We start from the raw sequence: 25,149 nt of genomic DNA, 5'->3' as shown, positions 1-25,149 counted from the left end.
GAGGTAAAAAATTGGAAAACGTTGCAGTGGATTTAGGTTATGGCTACGTCAAAGCGATTTCGTCATCAGGAAAGCGTGTAATTTTCCCCTCGTTGGTTGGAAAAGGATACGACAGAGGAATCACGAATATCCTTGGAGATACACCAAATGACTTAGCAAATATACATGTAGCAATTAAAGGTGAAGATTATTTTGTCGGCGAGCTAGCAAATGAATCTCGTTCTTTATCTCGTATCTTTGAACGTGAACGTTTTAATCATATGTACACACATATTTTACTAAATACAGCTATTCATCTTGTAACGGCCGGCAGGGGCGGTTCTGTGAATCTGTCAACAGGACTCCCACTTGATTTCTATCAAGCACAGGCAAAGGATTTTCAAACGTCCATTACAGGGATTCAGTCACATATTGAATGGAAATCGGGTCCGCTTGTGGAAGGTGCTAAACAAGTAAATATTGAACGTGCCTTAGTATTTCCGCAAGGTGCTTCAGCAATCTTTTCAGCATTAATTAATCACGATGGTAAATATACTTATCCTCATTTAATGAACAAAGGAACGCTTATTGGATTGGTTGATATCGGATTTAGGACAACGGATTTTGTTGTTGTTGAAATTCAGCAAAATGGATCATTTGTTCCAATGGCAAAATTATCTGGAACGGTGGATGACGGTGTAAACAATCTGTACAGAGATATACGTCAAGTTTTCAAAACAAAAACGGGTGGTGCGGATTTAAGTGAATATTACATTTCCCGAATTTTAAAAGACGAACAATTGAGTTACAAGGGAAATAAAATTGATTTCAGGAAAATCATTCAGTCGAGTAAGAAGTCCATTGCCACGAATATTGTTGACCGATTAAAAAATGTGTGGGCTGAAGAATCAGATTTATTTGATGCAATCTTCTTGGCCGGTGGTGGTGGTGAACTATTTGAGCCGTTCATCCAGCCTCACTTTGATAATCGATTGTTGAAGATTACTGAAAGCCAGTTTGCAAACACAATAGGTTATTTAAGATTGGGTAAATCAGTATTCGGTCAATTAGAACGTAGAAATTCAGTGATTTGATATGAGCGTTAATTGGGAAAAGCGATATAGTTTTCGACTACAAGAAGAGGATAAAGAAATTTATCACTTACTTCAACAAGTACCGGATAACAAGCGGAGTGAAACAATTCGTCAGATGCTGAGATTCGCCTATCGTACGATGTTAGATGGAAAGAAAACTCAACAAGATATTCAAAGACTTGTGGCTGAAATAAAGTCATTAAAAGAGAGTCAGGAGTTGCAACATCAGGAGTTGCTAATGAAAATAGGAACGGGTGTTGCAATTAGAAATGAAGAAATAAACGAATCTGACGACAACAAAATGAATGATCAAGCGATTGACGATAGCGCGAGTGCGATGCTATCGTCTTTTGGTGTTAATTTTGATTAATTAGAGGGAGGTGCCGAAATGGTTAGGACAAAGGAAGAGTTGCGTAAAATCAAAAAGCAAAAATTCTTAAAAGTATCTGAAACGCTGAGAGTGTGTGACTCCTGTGAATATAGAGGTTTAGTAATGACGGGGGATAGTTCACAAATCAAGGAACTTGTCGAATCAATATGTGGTGGGTGTCCGAACTATAAAAGAATGCGGAGCGTGGGTGACGAGCTATGGCATACAGATACGAACATTGAAGCGATTCTGGAAAAGAAACAAGAGATTACAACTCAAGAAATACTAACGCTGCTTGAAGAAGGCGTAACGAAAAAGAAAATTAGAGAGGCTTTAGGGATCCATTCAGCTATTGAATTTAGGGAATTCATATTAACGATTGCTAATAAATAATAGGGGGGCATTTTAAAATGAAATTAGTGGAAGATACCGTAGAAAGTTATCGCAAAGCAGATAGTACGATAAAACGACTTTTAAAGGAAATGGATGAACTTATGGATAACATCAATATTTTCAATTTGAATTCGGATGATGTGCAAAAGTATTTCACGTTGTATAAAGCCAAATTGGGACTTGAAGAAGCATATTCATCAATTGTTGATTTGAATAAGGTACTTCAACTCGAAGGATATTTACGTAAAAATGAACGAGGCCGGTATGAACTAAACGGTTTTGAGTTAACAAGTGGCGGATTGATTGATATATGGCGAGATGATACAGAAATGAAGGATGGAGGTTATTACGTTCCCAGCAGGATTGAACACCATGCAACGGATTATTACTGCGTTGATATGCCTGAGGCGAAGTTGGAAGGGTTGAAAGCACGTTACAGGGTATCACCGTTATCAAATTAAATTGAAAGGAGTAATTTCATGCTACTGAATTTGGAAGAAACCTATAGAACTGTGTTACTAAAAGAAATGTTAGAAAATGAATTAGAAGAATTAGAATCAGCTTATAAGTGTCCATTGGATGAAAAGACAGTAAGTAAAGCAGCAATCAGTAAAACGATAACGCGTCTTTTCGTCTGGGTACCGATTTTCATGGTGCTTGTTAATTATGTTCGTAATGGTGTTGATCTTTTTATTTTCATCTATACACCTGTTTTTCTGTTCTATACAGCAATTTACACTGCGATAATCGTTCTGTTTATTTACGTCTATAACTTTATTGTTAGGAAATATAACAAATCTAGAGTAGGGGTAAATGAAGCATCACTCTTCTTTGAACAAAATAAAGTAGTGCTTCAAGAAAATATTAAAACGGTTGAAGATGCGTTGATGACTAAATCTACTCTAATTCCTATGTATCATTCAAAAGCGAAGTTGGGAAAAATGATTGAGTATATGAAAAAAGGGCGAGCAAGAACAGATGAGGACGCTATCTATCTATTTGAAAAGGAACATCCTAGATATAGCCAGCCAGACCCTGCCAAACGAAAAAAACGTTTTGTCAATAGAGAAGGGCTAATAAAGAAAATGAACCGTTTTGGTCGTTTCATAAGTATGGTATTTTTTGCCTCGTTAGTAGCAAAGAGTCTAAATAGATCAAGTTCAGCTAGAAGATAAGCTGTCTATCGATAATAATAGACGGTTGGTTTCATTGAGTATTTTTTGAAGGGAGGTGAATTCGTGTTTAAAAACATTATCGGAATAATTCTAATGATATTCTTGATTGCAGTTGTCGGAAGTCTTTTATTAGAACAGTTCCCAACCCTAGTCCCGTTGTGGGAAGAACTGAAAATGCACATAGACACTCTTTATGAATCATCCCTTGTTAAATATGGCACAATCACTACACTGCTTTTAATTGTTGCTGTTTTTATTATGGTGGGAAGTTCAAAAAGAATGTGATGAATAGTGCTAAATCTGAACAAAAAAAGAAAGAAGGAGGTTAACAAATATTGCGGAAAAAGTTAGGTAAATCTATCAACAAAAAAGATGGAATTGTAAAAAAGTCAATGGATGTATTAAAAAAATCATCTGAAAATGAAAAACGAAAAAAAGATATGCGAAAACTAGAAAAGAAAAGCAGACCGAAAGGATATCGAGCTAAAAAGCTTGGTGCATTTACATTCTGGATGCTTTTTTTGTTTATGCTATTAATCGTTTTCGTAAATATATTTTCATCCAGTGGGAAGTCAAAAGCTAGCGATAAAACAGAGAATCTACAAGTGAATAAAGCTTTAGCAGCTGAGGGAGTAGAGTTTTCCAAAGACTTTGTTTCGGAATATTTTACATGGAATATTGGTGACGAGGATCGAGAACAACGAGTAGAAAAACTAAGTTATTATCTACCGAAAGAGGTAAATGCTCATGCTGTAATAGCCGATAAGCAGTGGAAATCTACGATTGCAAGGGAAGATATAATATTAAAAGAAGTTGAAGATTTGGCTGATAATCGAGCACGAATCACCTTTCAAGTAAAAATTAATTTCGAAAACTTTGCTGCTGGCCAAGAAAAAAAGGAGAATAATAAAAAAACAGAAAAAAATCGTGTTGTTCCAGAAAAGATTGAAACAGTAAAGTATATATCTGTTCCAATTTTTTATGATGATGAAAAAAGGCGTTTCGCGGTTTATGAACTTCCGAGCTTTACGTATTTGGATGAACAAAAAATTGATGAAAATATTGAATCTGAAACGGAAGGGTTGAAACCCATTAAGGATGGAAGCACTCAAAACGTTCGTGCTTTCATGGAAACATTTTTTGAAGCATACGCAAACGACTCAAAAGATAAGTTGACTTATATCATTGAGGACCCTCATCATCAAAATGGTCTAAATCAAACAATGAGTTTTGTTAGTTTAAAAAACACCGAAATATTCGAAGGTAAGAAAGCGAACGAAAAAATTGTAAAAACGGACGTCGTGTTGGCCGAACCAAAAACAGGAATTGAATTTACATCTACTTACATCCTTGTCTTGGCTGAAAGCGAGATGCGTTACACCGTTTTATTCGTCAACAATAAACAATACATTGATGAGTTAAAGGACAAGGAAATAGCAAATGTAGAAAAAGAAATGGATATGGAAGGCGAGAAAGATAATTAGGAATAAGACAGCGATGAATGAAAATGAATAGCGGTATGTAGGTACAGACAGTTGTGTCTGTATTTTTTTATTTTAAAGGGAGGTGAATTGTATGAGTTTAGAAGGATTATTTACTTGGTTCTCACAAGAAATCAAATGGGCATTATTCATCGTTCTTTTTGTTGCATTAATTGTGACTGCGTTTAAAAGAGCATGGATTGCAATGATTGGTGTTGTTATCGGTCTTGCGTTCATTGGAATCTTTATTGTACAACCAGACATTTTAATTAACATATCCGAGTTTATAGCTGAGAAATTGAATTTAGGTAACTAAATTTAAACACTTTAATGCAAGGGGGCTTGTACATATGTAGCCCCTCTTGTTATTCATTTGGAAAATTACAGCTTGGAGGTGAAAAGACATAAATAAGATTCCGTTGTATGTGCTTAATAACTTCATTCGTTTTGAGCGTCAGCTCTATCAAATATTCGGGTTAGAACTAGGTAGACCAATTCGTTTAAAAGCGGTTATGTATTTCTTTGTGATAGCGATAGTGGAGGCAACTATTTATTTCACACCGGGGATTGGAAGGTTAATTAATTGGATACCTGTCGGGATATTAACTCTTATTCCAATTGGGCTTGCATGGTTGCTTGCAGATGTTGGAACGGAAGGTAGATCACCCGTACACTTCTTCCGTTCATTTATTTTATATCAAGCAAGAAAAATAAAAGACAGCACGGTTTATAGAGGTAGAGAAGTGGAGAAAGAAAAGGATTACCAATTCCATAACTACTTTACCTTTAATGAACCTGTTCATCCGGTAAGTGACGATATATCTATTGCAACAGAGGTTGATGAAAAACGAAAGAATGCCCTTGACTATATGAATCGAATTTCAAATAGGGGGAAAGTAGCTAGTGTAAAACAAGTCGATTATAAAAATAATGAAACCGTGGTTAAGAACGCGGATGCTGAAAAACTGCCGGAAATAGAAACGGAACAATTGCAAAAAGAAACGAATCCGAAAAAAACTAAAGAACGAACAAATCGAACCCCTCTTGTCGTAATTAGTGTTGCTGTTCTTTTCACATTTGTACTAGGCGTCACTCTGATATTAAGACATTAATCCCAGCCATTTGAACCCTTGAATCCAGAAGTAGCAACGGAGCCGGAAAGGCCGACAAACCCTGATAGTTCGAAACATTCTTAAGATCCTTTTATTTCTACAGGACTGAACGAGGATGCGAAATAGTTACCTTTTAGAAGCCGTTTATATTTGTAGCATCTTTTGTTCCAATAAATTATGAAGGAAGTGGTACACTATGAAAATTGAGTTTCCTGTTAAGCATATAGAAAACAATCTAGTATTTGCACATGACGGGACAGTATGGGCTTATTACAAAATAGAGGGATTTAATTATGATTTTTTAGAAGATGATGAAAAAATAATTCCATTTCAACAACAGATGTCATTTCTGACAAACATCGGTCTTGATTTGCATTATTTAGTAGTTCCTAATCCAACGAATATTACAGGTATTTTGAACGCTACAATTGAAGAAATGAATCTGAAAGATTATCCGTTGAGAGAAAATGGGATTCAGTATATAGAACAAGTCAAAAGGGCTTTAGAAAACGAACGAGAATTGAATGAGTCCAGTGAGTATCATCACTACATTGGTATTCAGTTAGATCCTGAGAAAAATAAATATGCTTCGGGTAATGCGGGTATAAATGCCCTAACATCTGTTAAAAAGTTTATTGAAGGCTTCAGTTCACCATTATATCAAGCGGTAGGATTGTACCCCGATGACATTTTAGATAGCCAAATCAAAGCTTTTCAAAGCCAAGCAGTTTCAATCGAATCAGCAATAGATAATTCATTCGGTTCACGGATTCACAAAGTAACGACGGAAGAATTAGTATTTATTATTGAGAAAAGTTTCAGCACCAGAAATAACAATACAGACGTTCAGATTCGTAATTCTTATGAAATTGGTAAAGCTGTTGAAGGGATTGATAAGCAAGGAAATAAACATAAAGCGATTCGCAATAATAAGAAGGAGTTCTTTGATGTCCAAAATTCGAATATCAAAGAAATTGGTCCGAAAACATTGATGTTGAGTCGAATTACTGATGCTAACGAAATTGAAAGTCTCTACTGTCAATACTTAACGATTGAATGCATGGACGATGTTCAGCATCATCCTGGCAGTGAATGGCTCTATAGGATTCAATTGCGTATGCCCTTTCCGTTAACCGTTTCAATTCGCGCGGAAAATCAACCGAATGAATTAATTAAAAAGAAATTAAGTAATGCAAAACTGGAATTCAGAGACCAACGTAATGAAGCCCAAAAGGGTGGTCAGGACGTAGATATGAGTGTCGATGTTTCGCAGAGTGGTACGATTCAAATGGAAAACTATTTTAAGCAAACAGGATTTCCTGGGTTCGCTGTTTCGTTTGTCTTTAAGGTAACTGCTGAAACCGAAGAACAATTAAAGACGAGAGTTGGATTGTTGCGAAATGAATTATCAAAGTACGGTTTAAAAATTGTCGCCCCTTATGGTGAACAAGTTCATTTCTTATTGGAAGCTATTCCAGGTTCGAAAAAGTATCACGATGATTATAAGATGGAAGTTGCCCCTGGTGTGTTAGCTGGAATGATGTTCGGTGCCACAACAAACATTGGAGATAATCGAGGGTTTTATATCGGTCATACTTCACAGTTTTCTAAGCCGGTCTTTATCCAGCCCGATTTAGCAGCCAAAGCATTTGATGGGCTTGGTAACGTAGTAGATTCAATATCAGTTCTAGTTGCAGGAATGACGGGACGAGGAAAATCCTTCTTCATGAATCTGTTTATTTATCTTGCGACACTTACCGGCTCCAAAGGGTTAATTATAGACCCTAAAGGTGATAGAACGGGATGGGATAAGGGACTCCCGTTTATTCCGAAAGAATTCATAGAAGTTTGGACACTTGGTTCTGATCCTGATGATGCGGGTTCACTTGACCCATTTAGAACAAGTACGAACATCGAAGAAGCCAAAGACATTACGATGGATATTCTTTCGTATCTGGCCAACATTGATTTGAATGAAGATGCGTACAACATTTTGAGTGAAGCGGTTGAAGAAGTAGCGAATGAAGATGACCCGTGTATTGGAAGGGTTCTAACCTATTTACATGAGTTGTATGGTAATCGTCCAGAAAGCATGTCGAATAGTCGCTATGAAGCATTAGAACGGTTGAGAGGTACGCTGGAAACATTGAAACGTAATCAGTTATCCATGTTGCTATTCGGGGAAGTGGGCCAAAGCTTTAAAGTGCTGGAACACGACAAACCGATTCAGGTACTCATGATTCAGAACCTAAACTTACCCTCGTCCAGTGAGAAGAAGAAAATTAGAAACATTCACAAGATATCGGAAGCCATTATGATTTCAATCACTGCATGGACAAAACAGTATATGTTTAAGAGTGATAGGGGCACACATAAGTTCATTCTCCAAGACGAAGCAAGTGCAATTGAACGAAGTCCAATTGGAGCTGAATTAATGGATTTTATCGTGCGAATGGGCCGTTTCTATAATACGACACTAATAAAGGGTTCACAAAATGCCTCAGACCATGGGAATGATGTTGCAAATATGGGAATGAAATTTAGTTTCGGACTGCGTAAAACTAGTGAAGCGGAAGAAATGTTAGATTATCTAAATTTACCTCCAACGAATGCAAACATTGAAACGTTAAAAGCATTGGATCGTGGGGAAGCTCTATTCCAGGATATTTACGGTCGTTCTGCGGTCGTTAAAATTAATCCAGTGTTCGTTGAGTTATTAGATGCATTCGATTCTTCTACATCATCCGAAGAGGAAAGGGAGCGTGAAAAAGAAAGAGTAATATGATAATATACAACACAAAGAAAGGGAGTGTCACGTTGAATATAAAACGTATTTTAAGCCTAGCAATTGTATTTGGTATGGCTTTTCTAATTGCAGGCTGTAATTCCAATGTAAGTGAAACAGTAAACGAAAAAGAAAATGACAATGCAAAGAAATATGAAAAGGTTTTTAAAGAAACAGATGTGGTAGCCCATGATTTTATGGTGGTGAAAATTGAACAAAACTATCCGGAAGTACTTAAATATATGTCGCCAAAAGGAATTGAAGAATTAAAAGAAAAGTCAGGTAACCTACTCGATGCACATAGGTTACCCAATGAATTTGAAGAACTTGATGGCGAGTATGAATTAAGAAGATACGATAACTTTTATGATGAAGAAAACGGAGAAGTCATTTACAGATATAGTAGACATAATGATAGAGGTGTCATAGTAAACGATTGGATAATATTGAAACAGAATGAAGAAAGAGATTGGAAAGTCAGATCATATTATGATGTTAGGCCAGATATGATAAATGAATCTAATTCCGAAACGGGTACAGTACTTCACGAATTGCCCGCAGAAGATAAAGGCAAATAAGAATCTGATTTCGAAATAAAATACGGAAGGAGGTAACAGGCTTTTAGTAACCCTTGCTATATGCAAAGGGTTATTTTTTTATTGCCTAAGGATTCTATGAAACTTAACTATAAAAAAGTATTTCTTGTATTCATAATGATATTCTTGTTTTTCGGTATGGGAGTAAGTCATTTGGGATTAGCAGATGATGGCGTAGAAACCAATAAGATAACCGATATTATGGATATTATTACGGACCAATATGGTGAGTTTAAAGACGATGGAAAATCTCATTATCACTTAGATGCAGTTTCGGACAAGGATGTGGAGTCTTTTGACGAAGGTAAGAAATTTTGGGCTGATACCTACGATAAACTCTTTGGGTGGGCTGATGTTAAAGAGAATGTAGGAAATAAATTAAGTGAAATGGTTAATTTGGTCAACAATATCGTTTTTGATATAAATATTTTTTTGACCTATACCATGCTAGTTATGTATGACTTAGCTTATACTGCTGATTTCACAGAAAAAATTATAATGGAACTTGAAAAGTTAATTTCTAATCTCACTGGTATTTCAGGTGGCAAGTTTAGCATAGGAAACGGTCTCTTCGGCAACCTTGTAAAACTAATAGCGATTATTACTGGTATGTATGCTTTGTATGTTTTTATAGTGAAGCGTGCTTTTTTCGATTCCTTTACTTCGGTATTTCAAACAATTATTGCATTGACAATCGCAATCCTAATGTTTGCTAATTACACGACACTTTTAACGGGAGCTAATAAAATAACAACGGAATTAAGTGGATTTGTTGTTAGCCTTCCAAGTCAAAACGGTGAATCTGATTCAGTCGTTGATAATCCAAGGATGAAAATGAAAGATAGTATTTGGGGGATGTTTGTAGATAGACCGTATTTGTATATGCAGTACGGTACACATGACGTGGAGGTTCTTGGTGATGGTGACCGAAACAGAGGAATCCAGCGTGTTAAGAATATTTTAAAAGAACCTATTGGTGAAGATAGGCTAATCAAAGTAATTGAAGAAGAAGCGTCAAAAATAACCTATGATAATAACATGGTGAAATACTCTGCGGTGAATAGTCGACTGGCTTTCTCTTTTTTCTACATGGTTATTAATGGGCTTGTGTCAATTCCCATATATTTATTGTCGCTTTGTTTAATTCTATTCCAGTTCTGGTTTATGGTCATTGCGGCACTTGCACCGTTTGCTTTACTAATTGGTGCAATACCAGGACAATTTAATGTCTTAAAAAGATATTTCATTGAGTTAGGTATTCCATTAGCTTTGAAGATATTTGTTTCATTCATAGCGTTAATTGTATTTGTAATTTCGGATATTATTTACGCTGGAGATTTTAAGTCAATAAGTGGGGGCTCTAATCCGTTTTATAGTTACGTGGGAGCAGCAACGTTCAATCTATTATTATTCGGAACAATTTTCATCCTGCGTAACAGAATCAAAGATATATTCTCGTCCGGATCAAATGCAATTCGTGATCTGAGAGAAAGTTCAGGGACGTTCACAGCACCATTTAAAAAGGGTGTACAAAATGTTGCTACGGTAGGTGGTGCTGCTGCGGGTGCTGTTGTTGGAGGTCCTGCTGGTGCTATGACAGGTGCTGCAATTGGCGGGTCCGTTGGTAAGGTCGCAACAGGAGAAGGTGGCATAAGTGACGTTGCTGGCTCTGCAATGAAAGCTCAACATCTTGCCCACTTGAGTAAGATGACAAAGTCTCAACAAGCCGCAAAGCTATCTGTTACTGATAAAGGTAGGTTAGACGGCTTTTTTGATGACAAAAATCTAACTCCTGAAATGAAAGCGGAGACGACGGAAGCACTCGAAAAAGAAGGTGTAACTAATTTAAGTGATGAAGAACTGAATGAGCAATTCGAGAAAATTAGTAGTAAAGGTGATTTGGATGGTAACTTTGCTCAAACATTTGCTAAAGGTATTTCAGATGACCGAAGAAACAATGCAATCGAAAAAGAAAAAGATTTATTGTTTGCTGGAAGAGCACAAAGACAAGAACAGGCAAAAGCGGTTCTGTCTGACAAAGGAATCCCATCGGAAATGGTTGATGCAACGATGACTGCATTAGATCAACAAGGATTGCATGATGTAAGTCCGAAAGAATTGCATACTCAACACGACAAATTGATGAAGCAAGGCGATTTGAATGATGATTACGCTACAACATTTGCAAAAGGAATTTCGGATGAAAGAAGATCAATTCAATTACAGAAGGAGAAGCAAGATGTATACGGTGAAGTGGAATATGAACTTCATATGAATAAATCAATGGTGACTAATGAGCTTGCGAATAAAGGGGTGCCACCTGAAATGATTAATCAAACCCTAGATACATTAAACGAGCGTGGTTTAAACAATGTCAGTCCAGGTGAAATGAACAGACATTTTGATTTAGTAGTTGAACAAGCAGAGAAGGGGGAATGGAAGAACGGTTTCGCTGACACGTTTGCTAGCAACATTGAAAATGAAAGAAGAGCAATCGAATTGGAAAAAGAAAGAAAAGCAATTTTGGAAGGAAATAATCTAAAATCGTTTGACAAGTTTATGCAGTAGTAAAAGGCTTTTATTAAACGAACACAATAACGAAAAAGGAGTTGAGATTTTTTGTGAGTGAGAAAACAAAAAGAATAGTTTCTTATGGCGTGATGGGGTTAGCTGTCACGCTTTTATTATTGGGTTTTTTTATCGGTTTTGTCGATAAAGGAAAAAAGAACAATGAAGATGATAATTCAATAGGAACGCCTAATGGAAATGCGGAAGAAAACATGTGGCAATATACTTCAAAAGATGAAAGTAAAAAAGAAAATTTAGAAGTAAATGTGGGAGCTGATTCCAAGGAAGAAGGGAGTGGAGATATTGTTGTTGTAGAAGAGAAGGTTGAAAAGAACTATTTGAAAGTTCCTGAAGAAGTTTCAAAAAATCCGACTCAAAGCGATATGTTCAGCAATAAGGATTTGGAGAAAACAATGGAAATTGCTAATGAATTTGCTTTAAAGTTTCATGAATTTGATAAAGCATCCCCTATTAAACACTTAGAATCAGTTGAGGGACTGTTGGATCAAGGTTATATCAGCTACCTGATGGATAACGAAGAAGAAAAGATTACGGGATTAAAAGATGTGAAAGGTATTGTTTCAAGAAAAGTTCTATCAGTGGAGATTAAAGAACCCGTTGCCCCAACATTAATTGCTATTTCATGGGATGCCGTAGTTATTAGTGAAGTGATAAATCGAGATGGTAAAACCAGAAAAGATACGGATGTTTACAGTTTGATGTTTGAAAAAGATGAGAGCAGCGAATTCCAAATTGTTGAGTATTACTTAAATTACGACGACAAAAGATAGGGAGGAGGGAACGAACAAAACCTCTTTTAAGAGCAAGTAGTTCGGTGAATGATTATGAAAAAGTTGTTATGGATTGTACCAGTAATAGCCAGCCCGGTTTTGCTCTTAATGTTTTCGCTACTTGCCCTCCTTCTATTCTTGGGGGTATTTATAATTTTTATAGAAGAAGATGATGAACAGATGAACTTTGGGGGTGGTGCAATATGTCGTGCGGATGGTGAAATTAGTGAAACTGTATTCTTCTCGCAATTTAATGATGCTGGTAAATTTACAGGTAAAGGGCAAGTGTTTATTGATGTTGCAGAAAAGTATGGCATAGATCCGGTATTGATGTCAGCGGTCGCATTTCATGAAACAGGATTCGGAACATCACCTGCGGTTATTACAAAAAACAACCCTGGGGGTTTGATGGACCCTGCAACAGGAAGTAAGTATTTATATTCATTCGCAACAATTGAAGATGGTTTAAATGCAATGGGGAATACGCTACACAACCGAATTATCAAGGATGGATTAACAACGATAGCTGATTTAGGCAGTGTGTATGCGCCAATTGGAGCAGACAATGACCCAACTGGTTTAAATAAACACTGGGTTCCGACTGTAACCAAACTGGTTGCTCAATTTGGCGGCTTGACGATGAATTGTGAAGTTAATGTCATAGGTGAGTGGATGTTACCTGTATTAAATGAATTACGTGTTACTAGTCCGTTCGGTTATCGCATACATCCCGTCCATGGTGATGTAAGACTGCATACTGGTGTAGACCTTGCCTGTGCAAACGGCGATCCTATCATTTCAGCTCAAAGTGGCAATGTTATTTTTGCTTCTGGAACTGGTTGGTCAAATGGTTACGGACTACATGTAATTGTCAATCATGGGGAAGTCACCACTTTGTACGCCCATTTAAATTCCACGAAAGTAAAAATAAACGATGTGGTTTCTCAAGGGGATGTGCTCGGTACATGTGGTTCAACGGGAACATCAACCGGAAATCATCTACATTTTGAAATAATTCGTGCCGGTGGAAAAGAAGATCCGATGCCGTATTTAACGGAATATACGGCTGTTAGTGAGTAATAAATATACGGAAATGATTTGTCCGACGTTAATGTAGGGTGTAAACATTGATAGAACAGTGTTTCCGATTACCAACGTCGGACGTCGAAGAAAATGAACGTCAGACGTGAAAATACTCTGTAAACTGTGTTGTTATAAGGTTTCTATTTCCCCAACGTCTGACGTTGGGTTATTCGTGTTGGAAAAAGTTTTATTAACGTCCGACGTTGGGTTTTAAGAATGCAGATACATCAAGGGATTGACTGGTGAAATAACGTCCCCAAAAAAGAAAGGAATGAATTTGGTGGAATCTGAAAGGAACATGCTTTTCGAGCAATTAAAAAGCCTAGAAGAAATGAAAGTTTATTTAATGTCACAAATAAATAGGATAGGGGGAAATGATGCTGCCATTAAGATGACATCAGTCTACCCAATGGCGAAAGTGAAACCAATGATTATCAATGGTTATCCAGTTTTCCAGTTTTCATACGAAGGTGCTTTACCGCTATATAAAGAATCTGATAGGGATTATCTAGCAATGATTAGACATTATTATTTTCGTGCAACCCATGATTCATATGACTTTTCAAAGGTCGATTATCAATTTGATAAGTCAGTAATTATCATTGCTCAACATTTTGAAAATAAGATTATCCGTGATTTAGATAATCGAAATCGAAAGCTTATTCAAGATGCAATACGGCATACGGGACTTATCGGAGACGATAGCTGGTGGAGGGTATGGAACTTTGATATCGGGTTTCTAGATCCAAGGGGAAATCATGTGCAAGTCTTTGTAGTATCGCAGGATAGTTTCGGGGATTTTATGACCTATTTGAAAGAAAAGTATTTCCATTTAGCGAAAATCCCTAAAGCAACATTGAAGGAAGAAATATTTGAAGAATATAGAGCAAGAGTAAAAAGGGAAAAGAAAGAAAAAGTGAGCAAGGAGAAAGAACGATTGAAGAGTCTATCAAATACTAAATCAGAAAAATTTTGGGGTTAATTGTTTCTTAAGGCATTCGAATATGAATATTGTACCCGAGCAAAAGCCTCATATTTTAGGTGCAATATAAAGGGTTTTTCGGAACCCCAATATTGTACCCAGCACAGGCCCAATGTTGTACCCAGTATTAAAAGGTTAAATGTATGTGGCTATTGTGTTTATTAAATTCTGGGTGAATTGGACAAAACGGAGAGGTTTAGTTGAATCAATTCGTAGCACCGTGTAGAAGTGACCGAAAATAAACAGCCGGGGCGAACAATCAAAAAGGAGGGAAACGCATGTCGAAGACGGGCAATAAACAGGTGGTGAAGGTTCTGCAAACTCGTGATATTGAGATACTTCGTGGCCTGTACGAACATCGTGTGTTGAGTACGGAGCAGATCATGCGACGCTACGAAATGTCACGTTGGTACACGTATAAGAAATTAAGGATCTTGCGTAATTCAAGACTTATCAGCACCCACCCGATAAGCGGGTATCTAGCGAATCAAAGTAGACAAGGTTCGTATCACCGAATTAGTGAAATAGGTATCTCCTGCTTGAGAGAGCAGGGGGTGCCTGTTGAGCGAAGAGCTGATGAATTGCGAGTGAATATCCGACGTCTTCCGTTCTTACTATCCACCAATGATGTGATGATTGATTTAGAAAGATACGGGTGGGAAATGAAGGACAGTAGGGATGTAAAAGAGAAATTCCAGTTAAACCGTGGTGCCAATGTGCAAGGCATGTTGACAAGTCCAGGCGGCGCGGAATATTTGTTCTACATGTTCATGCATGGAGTGGGGATGAGGAATCTGATGAAAACAACAAAGGAATTAAGCGATTTCGGAAATCCAAACTATATACTATTCGCTAAAAGCGCAACTAGTTACAGTACAATTGTCCAGCAACTTTCAACAAATATTTCCGTAATCGTTAAATGTCAAAGCCTGAAAATCTTCCCTTATACGTTTGCAAAATACTACTTACGCTTGTTTGAAGATGAACATAACGTCATGAAGTTTCTTGAGGAATACGAAATCTATGACCTGTCCTTCAAAACGTCTTCTGTAAGCGGAAGTAAGAAGCAATACGATGGTTTGAAGCGTGTGGTTCGACATAATGGCGAAGAAAAGTATCTTGTGAATCTGCTCGATACGGATTTAGTCAAAGTTTATAACATCAAACAATACCGTAAAGAAATGTACGAATTGGACGGACGGAAAGTACTAGTGGTAACTACTCCAAATACACGGGATATGCATGAACAGCTTTTAGAAGAGATTCATCATGTCGATTACTTTGAAATTGATTCTGGGGATCTTGTGGAATATCTGACGTCAATCTAAACAACTATGTAATAGAAGGAACTGTCCTTCAAAAGACATTTTAAAACCAAATATTAAAAATAGGAAAGGGGAAAATACAATGCAAAATACAAATCAGGTTATACCCGAACTACTGGAGATGACAAAACTAACGGCACACGAAAAGGGGCTTAACAACGAAATAGCAGTGCATCTAGGGGAAGAAGAGCAAAGGCGAATGTACCGGACTATGCGTGAACTACTAGCTGATGAACTTGTATTTGTGTTGAATTTGGAAGTGTCGAGTGCCCGGAGCAGAAAGGGATGATCTAGTTGCAAGTAATTATAGTGGTGACTAGCTTTCTACTGGCGGCATTGGGTGTTACGTCCATGTACAATGGAGTCTATATCCCCTCAGCAAAATTAATCCTAATTTATGGACTGATAGCTTTGGCTAGTTACTACATCGTCAAGCAGTTACAGCAGTCGAGAAATAAGAAGTTGGACAAACTAATGTCTATCAGTATGACGTTATTCGGAGCTATGTTCCTTGCTAGTCTCGTCTATTCGACCTGGGACATGGAAAAGTTTCTATCCCGATTGACCATGATGAAATTAACATTAGTGTTGCTGGGCATAACCGGAGTGTATCTGAATATCGTCTTCATTCGGGCAGAAATCTCCTACAAGAAAAAACGAGGGAATCAGCGAATCGAGGAACAGCCAAACAAAAGCTATTTTGAAAAACGTAAAGAGGAAAGAGAAAGAATTGAACAGGGGGAGGTAAGAATTATATTGGGTGCATCTACCGATAATGAGGATAATTGACAATCAACGAATATTAAGTGACAATTAAATTAATGTATATAGATTTCATTTCTAATTCAACAATCGAAAGACTATTTTAATAAGATGATAGCTATTTGAAATAAATTGATTTTTGTATAAGGGGGGGAATGAGGTTGAGTAAAGTAGAACATTTTTATCCAGACTTTTTTCCGAGTGGATGTCCTCCTAGAGACGCTAAAACAATAGAGCTCAAAGTGTATAGGTTGGTTGGAAATGATCAAATTGATGAAAAGGACTTTAAGTCATTTATAGAAGAGGGACGTGATCAAAGAAATCCTAAACTCCCTTTTGTAGAATACGGATTGTCCGTGAATCCAGATTACGAAGAACTTAAAACTCACTGGAGAAGTGTGGGAGCGTTAAAAAAGAAGTATAAAAATATAGCTTCTGGAATAACATATAAGGATACGGGTGTAGTAAAGCCAACGCCTTCTAAAGTGCAAAAAAGTCACCATACTTGGTGGTTATGTAAGAATGCTGTACCGGAAAAGTATTTTAAAATTGTGAGGTGAGTTATTATGGAAAGTGAAAACAGCTACATGAATATAGACATGTTGGGTGATATTTATGTTATAGATGAAATAATATATTACGATAAACTATTAACTTTCACCTGTCAAAATGATGTAGGTAACAAGTTTATTGCGAGTTGTACCGAACTTGATTCAGAAGAACAATGGCTGTTTTTATCTATAAGTAATGCTCGTCTTACTCAAGTTTTAAGAGGTGGTATAACCGCGTATGAAGCATTTACAAAACCAGAAGTAGGTTTTTTATGGAAGGTATATTTACAAGCAGATGATTATTCAGCAGGTAAAGCGAAAAGAATAAATGTTAAAGAGTTAAGTGAAGATGATTTACCAGACAAAGAAATTGTTTTTGATATTTATGGAGAAGAGTTATTCACTATAAAAAATACTGAAAGACAAAATATTGTTTCGGATTCTATAAAAGAAAGAAGAGAGTTATTAGATCTTTCTTTGGAGATGGAAAATTCACATGTACATGAAATAGAGGCAGAGTTTTTAGGTGAAGTTTTAGAGAACACCCAAAAAATGATAAATATTATTGCGCATAAAAAAGGCGTAAATGGAAAGGTTCCTCAGCATATAAGAGATGAGAATAAATTAATATATTCAGGAGATTACGCTGCATCATTTGGCCTGAGGTTGAAGTCCAATAAGTTGGCTAATATTTTAAATGAGTCTGAATTGCAAGAGAGTCTAACCGTATTTATGAACTTATTAGAATCTAAGTCAGATACCAATAAAATCATAGAAATAATAAACAAATTAAATCCTTCAGTGCTTCAGCACTATAAAAGCTATTTACGTATGTTTGAGCGGAAGAATGTTTCTATAAAGACTTATTGTGCATTTCCTAATAAACAATATAGGAATATTAATGTATCTACAGACGATATCGAACAAAGTATAAAGGCTCTAGATACTGAAATAGTTGTCAATAATAAAGAAAAAATATTTCGTGGAAAACTTGTAGCAGTTGATACCACGAACAATACATTTAAGTTTGTGACTGATATTGATGAACCATTAAGTGGTAGAATAGTTAGTGATCTTACAATTGAAGAATACAGACTACCTAGACAAGCTTCCGCAAAATTTAAAATAATTGTTGAACTAAACAATTTTACACAAAAAGAGCATATAACGTACGAGTTGATTGAATTGACATATGAATAAACAAGACTAATTCAATTTTTTCATGAACCGAAATGATATTTAGAGATTCCCCAAAAAAATTAAATAATCTTATGTTTTATACAAAACACGTTTCGTTCAGCTATTGAATGAAGCGTGTTATTTTTATTGCCAATATTTATGAAAGAGGAGTCGTAAAGTGTTTTTAAAAACTAAAATCTGTAGAAATAAGCTGTATATCTACCCGGAAGTCGAAGCCTGTGTAGCAAAACAAAGCCCAACCGAATTAATCGAGTTAGGTTTTGTCGTCCTTGAAACATCACATCTATTGCTGAGGATGATGGATACCCGAAAATATAAAAAGGATATGCGGTTTTGGGTGAAACGTATATCACATAATGCCGATGTGCTACCCGAATTATTATGGAGGGAAGGTAAACGGTCTAATCAATTGGTGATTAGAAACCAGAATAAAGAGCAACTACAATTACTCAGATATAAAATATCGAGAACGATTCAGACGTTGTTTAGCTTTGAAGAAGATGACCGTGCACCATTCAAAATAAATCAGATTCATGAATACTTTGGTAAGTGGGATTGGGCAAGAAAATGATAATGAAAGGAGTTGAGGCAGATGGGAATACCAATCGTTTGGCAAGGGGGCGACTGTTTTACACATATGCTTGCTGTAGGTCCTACACGTTGCGGGAAGACAGCGACGATATTGAAACCGATGATATACCAATTATTATTGCAAAAGAAACGAGGTATCCCTTTAGGTATATCAGTAGTTGAACCAAAAGGTGATGTGGCGGCGATGGTTGCCGAAATGTGCGAAGAAATGGATATTCCGTGTACTCACGTTGATCCCGATAAACCAGATTCAGCAAGATTCAATCCAATGGAAGGTGACACGGATACAGTAGCAGAAGCAACAGTTGTTGTATTAAAAGGATTGTTCGGGAAGCAGGATGCATTCTTCGCCACCGTACAGGAACTTTCTGCACGTAACGTTACGAAACTGCTAAAAGAACTGCATGGCAACAACATGGATATCGTCGATGTAATGAATACATTGCGTGATCAGAACGTGTTGGAACAAAAGGTTACAGAATTAAAACGCCGTGACGGCATGACAGACTTGGTTCATTTCTTTGAAGCGGAATTGCTTGGTAGTATGCGTGAGAAATATCAGCAATTTGTTATCGGATTAAGGGCGCAACTAGAAAACATTGTTAGTAACGAAGCTTTGCGAACCATTATGACGGGCCAGAGTGATGTGAACATTGATGAACACTTGGAAACAGGCGGCGTTCTAGCCGTCAATACGGCTCTTGGAAAGTTGCGTAAAGCAGGGGATGCCTTCGGACAATTCATGATTATGCACTTACAAAACGGCACATTCAGGAGACCAGGAACAGAAGATACACGCATCCCACACTTTTTGATAGTCGATGAATACAGTCGTTACATCAATCCAGATGTAGAAATCTTTTTGTCACTCGCTGCCGAATACCGGGTAGCGGGTATTTTTGCGACACAATCACTCGGCCAACTCGAAATCGAATCGGGAAGTCTTGGTCCGAAGGCAATGAAACAAGCGATTCTTACATCATGCCGAAATAAAATCTGTTTTGGCGGCATTTCCGCACAGGATGCTCAAGATTTTGCGGATGAGTTCGGCAAAGACAAAGTCATCATGCGGCAAAGCACATATAAGAATCGGATACTGTTGCCACGGCTGTTTCCAGATTCCTATAGGGATACAGAGGATGAAGAATACCGTTTCGATCCTACGGATTTAATGGACGGCATACCGAAATTTAACTTTGTCCATAAACTCCTGCAAGACGGGACACCACAGAAGCCAGCATTAGCAAAAGGCCAGTTTGTCCCTCGTAATTGGAAAGAGTTGAGGGAATGGGAAGAAGAAACGTCTTTTAAAAAGTTGAAGAAGAATAGTCTGCTTAAACTTTTTCAGAAGCGGAAGAAAAAAGAACAGTTTGCTGGACTTGAACAGGCTGAAAAAATGGAGGCTGAATCGCTAACTGAACCAATTACCCAGCCCGAAATCGAATCGTTAGATTCTTTTGGAGCAACGGCTGAAATAAAACAATCAAATGTTTCACTTCCTACTGAATCTGAACAGGAATTTGAAATGAAACATGTTCCCGAACATAAAAAGGAAACAAAAGAACAGATGAAATCTATCGTGGAACAATCGAAAGTAAAGACTGTACAATCATCTGACAAAAAAATAAAACCAAAAGAAACGAGCAATGTAGTGAAGTCCAATGACGGATTTTGGGATTAGCAAAATGAAACAAGTTTCAATGTCTTACAAAAAAATAAACTATGAAATGGAGAGATTGGAAAATGACTGAAAACAACATGCAAGTTCTAATTGAAGGTTTTGACCCATCAAAAGTACAAGAGGTAAATAATTTTGATAAGGATTGGAAAGAGGTCTATGGAGCATATCAAAACAATTCAATCTTACAAGCCCCGATCATCGGGATTGAAAAGTTGCTTGATAAGCCATGTGCGGTTGTCGGTGTTGGAAACATTCGTGGGTTCATCCCTTTGGAGTTTACAGGTGCCGACAACTTGCGCCAGCTCCGCGCCATGACAGGGCAGTCCGTTGCATTCAAAGTATTGAATTATGACCGGGATGCAGAAGTATTCACTGGTTCACGTACGGCTGCTTTGGATCACATGGCATCCATCACTCTAAAGAAAATTAATGTAGAGGATGAAATCATTGCGGTTGTTCGTAGTGTCAGCCCTTCACTTGTTCGGGCAGATATTGGTGGAATCGAAGTTAAAATTCCACTGGAGGAAATCAAATATGGTTGGATTGACGATTTAACGGAAGAAGTTAAGCAAGGCGACCACCTGAAAGTGAAAGTTTTAGAGATTGATAAAGAAGAGAAAAAAGTTATCGTAAGTGCAAAGGCGACACAAGAAAACCCGTGGTTGCGTTCAATTGGTCGATACTCTTCTGGTAATGAATATGTCGGTACAGTTTCCGGTGTGCGTGAATATGGGGTGTTCATTAATCTAGAAGCAGGAGTCGATTCATTGGCCCGTCACTTGAAGTTTCAAAATGTAAAAAGAGGTGACCGAGTATTGGTTCGCGTATTAGAAACCGATGCCAAGAAAGAACAAATTCGTACTCGTATTACCCGTGTGCTGTAAAAATAATGAGGGGTTGCGTCAAATTAACGTGATCCCTTATTAATATAATTTAAGGAGGAGAAATCCATGTCAACCAGTCCATTTTCTTTATCACATGAATGGAGCTTGTACTGGACACGAATACCATCAAACATAAAACGTTCAAATTTTGTCAACGGTGAATCACCGAAAGAACGAAAGGCGTTGGAAGCACTTGCGGCTGTGGGGGTAATCGGGGGAGCACAAATCTCCCGATTATTTTCTTTGGATAAGAAACGTTTAAAGCGAATGGTAGCGGAAAAGAAAATTGTTCGTCATGAGATTCATCGAAACAAACAGGTCATACCCATTTACACTCTAGGAATAAATGGTGCAGTTATCGCAGGGCTGAATGATTGTTATGAAAGTAATTACTGGGTTGAATATAAAATAGAGGATGTTTTGAAACGTCTTCTATTTTTTCAGTTGTTTAAACATTTTCCTAAAGCAAAGTTTTTGCCGACACAAGAACCGTTCAGTGGAGTGATTCAGTTCCAAGGTAAGCCGATTTATGTGTATGTGGTGCGAGGAGATGTAAATGATTTACTTATGTATTTGAAATGGAATGGAAAAAACTTTAACGAGCGTCTTATCATTATTGCTGAATCAATCAAACATTTACAACCGCTAAAGGTAAGTGCTGCAACACTTAAATTAAGGGTAGCCCTAGATGAGGATTTACGAGATGGGGTTAAAGACCTTCAAAATCTCTTTTACTTTTTGGATGAAGCTGGTGAGTTTATTAGAGAACTAAAATTGCCAGGAAATTATGGAATGAACATGTGATATAATACACTGAATACTTGTTTTGGGGAGGATATTGAGTTTTGTCTGATGCAAATGAGCATAAGGCAAAGAGACATGAAAACAACCGGCTACAGGAAAAGATTGATAGTTAATTTTAGGTTAGCTGTGTCGTTAATTTATTTATGGAAGTATTTATACAGGAGGGGAGAAATAATCAGGGTAAAACACGTAGAATTTGCTTATAGTGAAGGGATAAACTTAGTATCTACATCAATGTATTACTTTTATAATGAAAAGGACGCACTATTATCTTTTTTTTGGGAAGAATCCATTGATAATATAATTCCTAGCATGTTTAAACCAATCAAGTGGACTGCGTTGCATGAATGGTTAAGTTATGTATATTGGTTTGGTCTTGATTATGCGGATCGTAAATATGAAGCAAGTGATTTTTTCAATTTAAGGGTTGACGAAATAGTTGATGTAGGATTGTCACTAGATATTAACAAACCGGACTTCAATTTATTAGGTGCATGCGACTTTTGTGGTAAATGTGAGGAGTGTTATCTACTCGATGATTGGAAGAGTTTTTTTGAACTACACAAAGATGATGTCGGAAAGACCATTATTCATACAGCATTTCATTTATTAATGTTTAATAAAAAGTTTCTTCGAGATTTTAATGAATTTTTAGCAGAAGTTCTTGAAACACAAAGTGATAAAATACCATTAGAGTACCATAGTAAATTAATAAACGGGAAAATTCCCCGTTCTACTTATTGGGCCAGTTGGCTTGAAACCGCCTTGTATCACAGGGATAAAGGCTGCTGTTCAATTTGCAGAAAAAATGTAACCGGTGAATGGAATCTAACAGGTTCATTGGGAATTGATCATATTGTTCCAATATCTAAGTATGGAAATAATGATCCAACTAATTTACAAATACTTTGTGAAAAATGTAATTTAACTAAAGGAAATAAAAGTAATGCCACTAGTGGGTTTGATATTCCTTTGTGGAACTTAGAATAACCTGAAAGTATTTTAAAAAAGATGATTTTATTGAACCGCGGTCCATTCAAACGAATATATCTATCTAGACGAGTAGTTTATAACTATCCATACGCGGAATGCAAAGACAAAAAAAAAAAGAAACCCAGAAGCAACTTGAAAAAGTACCCTATAGAGCAGACTATTAAAAAATTCTACCTATAGTGTACTTTTATACTCAATCGCATCGATACTGATTTTCATTCGGTTTGCTATCTATTTTTCGATTGGATATAATATATACATATTTTATTAGTTTTCACGTCACCATTTTTTCCTTGGTGAAAGTCGTTAAGCCTTTGTTTCATTACTAAAGGAGATTCGACACAAATGTTTAGCCTTTGTATTTTCATTTCTTTTGAGAAAAGTCAGGCAGACGTTTTACGTCACAAAACTGCTTTATGCACACTAGATACTTACGCATTATTTGCGTGATATATACTTTAAAAGCCGATTGATCCCGCTATGGGTGACATCGGCTTTTTTTGTTTCAAAAATTTGAAAGGAGTGCTGCCATGAAATGATATGAAAACAAAACAACTTTCGTTTTCTGTTGCAGTGGGTTACATAAAAGTCGATTGATCCCTTATGGGTGAGGTCGGCTTTTTTATTTATAAAAATACAAAAGGAGATGGTTTAAGTGGAAAAAGTACTTACGTTTACAAACGGACAGAAGTCGTTGATTTGGAATAGGTTTGTTCAGCCAGCGAATGGAACACAAGAAGAGGCGAACCATTTCATTGAAGTATGTGAAACGTTCGGATTGAATCCATTGCTCGGTGATATCGTTTTTCAACGTTATGAAACAAGGAATGGACCGAATACATCATTTATTACTACCCGCGATGGGTTGCTTCGTGTAGCAACTACGCAAGAGGGCTATGTAGGACCTCCAAACGCTAACGTGGTTCGAGAAGGAGACACATTCGAGTTCATCCCTTCCGAGGGAAGTGTGCGACATGAGTTCGGTCAGAAACGTGGTTCTATACTCGGTGCTTATGCAGTTATGCACCATAAACGTTTCAGACCCGTAGCTGTATTCGTGGATTTCCAGGAATACTTTCAAGCGAATTCAGGTGAACTTAACTCGAAGTATAAAAATAAAAATGTTTGGGATAAAATGCCCTCGGCTATGATCCAGAAAATAGCGGAAGTCTTTGTACTTCGCCGTCAGTTTCCTTTAGGTGGTTTGTACACTCGTGAGGAAATGTCGATTGATGAAGGATTTAATGACAATAGTGGCAATGCGGACATTCCAAATCAGTCTAATCCAGCCCCACAAAAACAAAGCGAAGTCGCAGTGAATGAACAACCTCCTGCTGAATCTGTTCAAAAGCCAAAGGAAAATACTATTGAACGGGTATTTGTCCTGCAAAGTTTTGAAAAAGGGATAAGCCCACAAAATGTACCGTTTGCCAAATTGAACGTAATGGACAAAGAAACCAATGAAGTAAGTCTTGTTTTGGTAAAAGAGAATGAAGAGACAATTGATTCTCTAAGCCGTGTTCCAGTGGGGCAAGAGTTGTCTTTGGTCATTAAAAATAAAAGTGGCTTTAATTTTCTTGAAAAGTTTTCGTATGTTCAGACGGACGGGCAAAATGTTCAGACTGAACCGGAATCAAAACAAACAAAATCTGTTCAAGAGCCTGTTCAACAGGAAAATCAAATAGCTTCCGAGCCTACTGGGCCGCTTGATGCATTCATCATGGAAAAGTACGAACCGGGTACAACACCCGCTGGCGTATCTTTTGCAAAAATGTATGTGAAAAATATTGCGGATAATAAGCAGTCAATGGTGTTTGCACAAGGTAATGAAGCAGTTGAAAAAACGAAGCACCTTACAAAAGGTAGCAAGTTTGCAATGCAGACCCGTACTGAAAATGGATTTACGTTTTTCGTGAAATTGAAAGATGCAGATAAAAGGAGTGCTTGAT

26 protein-coding genes are annotated in these 25,149 nt (G+C 37.1%); all 26 read left to right on the top strand.

Annotated features, from left to right (window positions below; translation table 11 throughout):
• Positions 1-11 precede the first annotated feature (11 nt).
• The 26 genes from JSQ81_RS07775 to JSQ81_RS07650 all read left to right on the top strand — a co-directional run bounded on the left by JSQ81_RS07775 (position 12) and on the right by JSQ81_RS07650 (position 25,148).
• Complete coding sequence (locus JSQ81_RS07775) at positions 12-1,073, top strand: ParM/StbA family protein (protein ID WP_212607087.1); 1,062 nt, start codon at positions 12-14, stop codon at positions 1,071-1,073.
• A gap of 1 nt (position 1,074) precedes the next feature.
• Positions 1,075-1,443, top strand: coding sequence for a hypothetical protein (locus tag JSQ81_RS07770; protein WP_212607086.1), 369 nt, complete (start codon positions 1,075-1,077; stop codon positions 1,441-1,443).
• Positions 1,444-1,461: 18 nt separating this feature from the next.
• Positions 1,462-1,836 carry a hypothetical protein gene (locus tag JSQ81_RS07765; RefSeq protein WP_212604604.1) on the top strand — a complete coding sequence of 125 codons (375 nt, stop codon included), beginning with the start codon at positions 1,462-1,464 and terminating at the stop codon, positions 1,834-1,836.
• A 17-nt stretch (positions 1,837-1,853) separates the two neighbouring features.
• The gene (locus tag JSQ81_RS07760) at positions 1,854-2,297 is read left to right on the top strand and encodes a DUF5348 domain-containing protein (protein WP_212607085.1); all 444 of its coding nucleotides are present in this window, start codon (positions 1,854-1,856) and stop codon (positions 2,295-2,297) included.
• A gap of 18 nt (positions 2,298-2,315) precedes the next feature.
• Positions 2,316-3,011: a hypothetical protein gene (locus JSQ81_RS07755; protein WP_212607084.1), complete on the top strand. Its 696-nt coding sequence runs from the start codon at positions 2,316-2,318 to the stop codon at positions 3,009-3,011.
• 63 nt (positions 3,012-3,074) lie between these two features.
• Positions 3,075-3,296, top strand: coding sequence for a hypothetical protein (locus JSQ81_RS07750; RefSeq protein ID WP_212607083.1), 222 nt, complete (start codon positions 3,075-3,077; stop codon positions 3,294-3,296).
• Positions 3,297-3,346: 50 nt separating this feature from the next.
• A complete protein-coding gene (locus JSQ81_RS07745; RefSeq protein ID WP_212607082.1) occupies positions 3,347-4,495 on the top strand; it encodes a conjugal transfer protein in 1,149 nt (382 codons plus the stop codon).
• Positions 4,496-4,586: 91 nt separating this feature from the next.
• Positions 4,587-4,808: a hypothetical protein gene (locus JSQ81_RS07740; protein ID WP_099670960.1), complete on the top strand. Its 222-nt coding sequence runs from the start codon at positions 4,587-4,589 to the stop codon at positions 4,806-4,808.
• A gap of 109 nt (positions 4,809-4,917) precedes the next feature.
• Positions 4,918-5,604: a TcpE family conjugal transfer membrane protein gene (locus JSQ81_RS07735; protein WP_212607081.1), complete on the top strand. Its 687-nt coding sequence runs from the start codon at positions 4,918-4,920 to the stop codon at positions 5,602-5,604.
• A gap of 196 nt (positions 5,605-5,800) precedes the next feature.
• A complete protein-coding gene (locus JSQ81_RS07730) occupies positions 5,801-8,389 on the top strand; it encodes an ATP-binding protein (RefSeq protein WP_212607080.1) in 2,589 nt (862 codons plus the stop codon).
• A 32-nt stretch (positions 8,390-8,421) separates the two neighbouring features.
• Entirely contained in the window at positions 8,422-8,967 is a 546-nt protein-coding gene (locus tag JSQ81_RS07725; protein WP_212607079.1) for a hypothetical protein, read from the top strand.
• 60 nt (positions 8,968-9,027) lie between these two features.
• Positions 9,028-11,553 (top strand): CD3337/EF1877 family mobilome membrane protein, encoded by a 2,526-nt coding sequence (locus JSQ81_RS07720; RefSeq protein WP_371812524.1) that lies wholly within the window; start codon positions 9,028-9,030, stop codon positions 11,551-11,553.
• Between the two features lie 53 nt (positions 11,554-11,606).
• Entirely contained in the window at positions 11,607-12,344 is a 738-nt protein-coding gene (locus JSQ81_RS07715) for a hypothetical protein (protein ID WP_212607077.1), read from the top strand.
• A gap of 54 nt (positions 12,345-12,398) precedes the next feature.
• A complete protein-coding gene (locus JSQ81_RS07710; RefSeq protein ID WP_212607076.1) occupies positions 12,399-13,424 on the top strand; it encodes a peptidoglycan DD-metalloendopeptidase family protein in 1,026 nt (341 codons plus the stop codon).
• Positions 13,425-13,707: 283 nt separating this feature from the next.
• A complete protein-coding gene (locus tag JSQ81_RS07705; protein WP_212607075.1) occupies positions 13,708-14,409 on the top strand; it encodes a hypothetical protein in 702 nt (233 codons plus the stop codon).
• A gap of 278 nt (positions 14,410-14,687) precedes the next feature.
• Entirely contained in the window at positions 14,688-15,737 is a 1,050-nt protein-coding gene (locus JSQ81_RS07700; RefSeq protein ID WP_212607074.1) for a replication-relaxation family protein, read from the top strand.
• 79 nt (positions 15,738-15,816) lie between these two features.
• Positions 15,817-16,023: a hypothetical protein gene (locus tag JSQ81_RS07695; protein WP_212607073.1), complete on the top strand. Its 207-nt coding sequence runs from the start codon at positions 15,817-15,819 to the stop codon at positions 16,021-16,023.
• A gap of 62 nt (positions 16,024-16,085) precedes the next feature.
• The gene (locus JSQ81_RS07690; protein WP_212607072.1) at positions 16,086-16,523 is read left to right on the top strand and encodes a hypothetical protein; all 438 of its coding nucleotides are present in this window, start codon (positions 16,086-16,088) and stop codon (positions 16,521-16,523) included.
• Positions 16,524-16,657: 134 nt separating this feature from the next.
• On the top strand, positions 16,658-17,056 hold the full coding sequence (locus tag JSQ81_RS07685; protein ID WP_212607071.1) for a hypothetical protein: 399 nt from the start codon (positions 16,658-16,660) through the stop codon (positions 17,054-17,056).
• Between the two features lie 6 nt (positions 17,057-17,062).
• A complete protein-coding gene (locus tag JSQ81_RS07680; protein ID WP_212607070.1) occupies positions 17,063-18,247 on the top strand; it encodes a DUF6575 domain-containing protein in 1,185 nt (394 codons plus the stop codon).
• Positions 18,248-18,404: 157 nt separating this feature from the next.
• Entirely contained in the window at positions 18,405-18,818 is a 414-nt protein-coding gene (locus tag JSQ81_RS07675) for a hypothetical protein (protein ID WP_212607069.1), read from the top strand.
• Positions 18,819-18,839: 21 nt separating this feature from the next.
• A complete protein-coding gene (locus tag JSQ81_RS07670; RefSeq protein ID WP_249336673.1) occupies positions 18,840-20,519 on the top strand; it encodes a type IV secretory system conjugative DNA transfer family protein in 1,680 nt (559 codons plus the stop codon).
• A 62-nt stretch (positions 20,520-20,581) separates the two neighbouring features.
• The gene (locus JSQ81_RS07665) at positions 20,582-21,403 is read left to right on the top strand and encodes a S1 RNA-binding domain-containing protein (protein ID WP_249336672.1); all 822 of its coding nucleotides are present in this window, start codon (positions 20,582-20,584) and stop codon (positions 21,401-21,403) included.
• Positions 21,404-21,469: 66 nt separating this feature from the next.
• A complete protein-coding gene (locus tag JSQ81_RS07660; RefSeq protein WP_212607067.1) occupies positions 21,470-22,207 on the top strand; it encodes a hypothetical protein in 738 nt (245 codons plus the stop codon).
• 75 nt (positions 22,208-22,282) lie between these two features.
• Positions 22,283-23,197: an HNH endonuclease gene (locus tag JSQ81_RS07655; RefSeq protein WP_212607066.1), complete on the top strand. Its 915-nt coding sequence runs from the start codon at positions 22,283-22,285 to the stop codon at positions 23,195-23,197.
• A 658-nt stretch (positions 23,198-23,855) separates the two neighbouring features.
• The gene (locus JSQ81_RS07650; RefSeq protein ID WP_212607065.1) at positions 23,856-25,148 is read left to right on the top strand and encodes a RecT family recombinase; all 1,293 of its coding nucleotides are present in this window, start codon (positions 23,856-23,858) and stop codon (positions 25,146-25,148) included.
• Position 25,149 lies beyond the last annotated feature (1 nt).

It is taken from the genome of Sporosarcina sp. Marseille-Q4063, from assembly GCF_018309085.1.
In the GTDB taxonomy this organism is placed as follows: Bacteria; Bacillota; Bacilli; order Bacillales_A; family Planococcaceae; genus Sporosarcina.
This window is presented reverse-complemented; position numbering and strand designations above follow the sequence as displayed.

Bases quoted from the DNA above. Each gene is read 5' to 3' on its own strand.
- JSQ81_RS07665 (WP_249336672.1), top strand. From the start codon at position 20,582: ATGACTGAAAACAACATGCAAGTTCTAATTGAAGGTTTTGACCCATCA.
- JSQ81_RS07765 (WP_212604604.1), top strand. From the start codon at position 1,462: ATGGTTAGGACAAAGGAAGAGTTGCGTAAAATCAAAAAGCAAAAATTC.
- JSQ81_RS07710 (WP_212607076.1), top strand. From the start codon at position 12,399: ATGAAAAAGTTGTTATGGATTGTACCAGTAATAGCCAGCCCGGTTTTG.
- JSQ81_RS07660 (WP_212607067.1), top strand. From the start codon at position 21,470: ATGTCAACCAGTCCATTTTCTTTATCACATGAATGGAGCTTGTACTGG.
- JSQ81_RS07740 (WP_099670960.1), top strand. From the start codon at position 4,587: ATGAGTTTAGAAGGATTATTTACTTGGTTCTCACAAGAAATCAAATGG.
- JSQ81_RS07680 (WP_212607070.1), top strand. From the start codon at position 17,063: ATGGAAAGTGAAAACAGCTACATGAATATAGACATGTTGGGTGATATT.
- JSQ81_RS07700 (WP_212607074.1), top strand. From the start codon at position 14,688: ATGTCGAAGACGGGCAATAAACAGGTGGTGAAGGTTCTGCAAACTCGT.
- JSQ81_RS07760 (WP_212607085.1), top strand. From the start codon at position 1,854: ATGAAATTAGTGGAAGATACCGTAGAAAGTTATCGCAAAGCAGATAGT.
- JSQ81_RS07730 (WP_212607080.1), top strand. From the start codon at position 5,801: ATGAAAATTGAGTTTCCTGTTAAGCATATAGAAAACAATCTAGTATTT.
- JSQ81_RS07755 (WP_212607084.1), top strand. From the start codon at position 2,316: ATGCTACTGAATTTGGAAGAAACCTATAGAACTGTGTTACTAAAAGAA.
- JSQ81_RS07690 (WP_212607072.1), top strand. From the start codon at position 16,086: ATGTACAATGGAGTCTATATCCCCTCAGCAAAATTAATCCTAATTTAT.
- JSQ81_RS07720 (WP_371812524.1), top strand. From the start codon at position 9,028: ATGCAAAGGGTTATTTTTTTATTGCCTAAGGATTCTATGAAACTTAAC.
- JSQ81_RS07770 (WP_212607086.1), top strand. From the start codon at position 1,075: ATGAGCGTTAATTGGGAAAAGCGATATAGTTTTCGACTACAAGAAGAG.
- JSQ81_RS07655 (WP_212607066.1), top strand. From the start codon at position 22,283: ATGAAAACAACCGGCTACAGGAAAAGATTGATAGTTAATTTTAGGTTA.
- JSQ81_RS07695 (WP_212607073.1), top strand. From the start codon at position 15,817: ATGCAAAATACAAATCAGGTTATACCCGAACTACTGGAGATGACAAAA.
- JSQ81_RS07670 (WP_249336673.1), top strand. From the start codon at position 18,840: ATGGGAATACCAATCGTTTGGCAAGGGGGCGACTGTTTTACACATATG.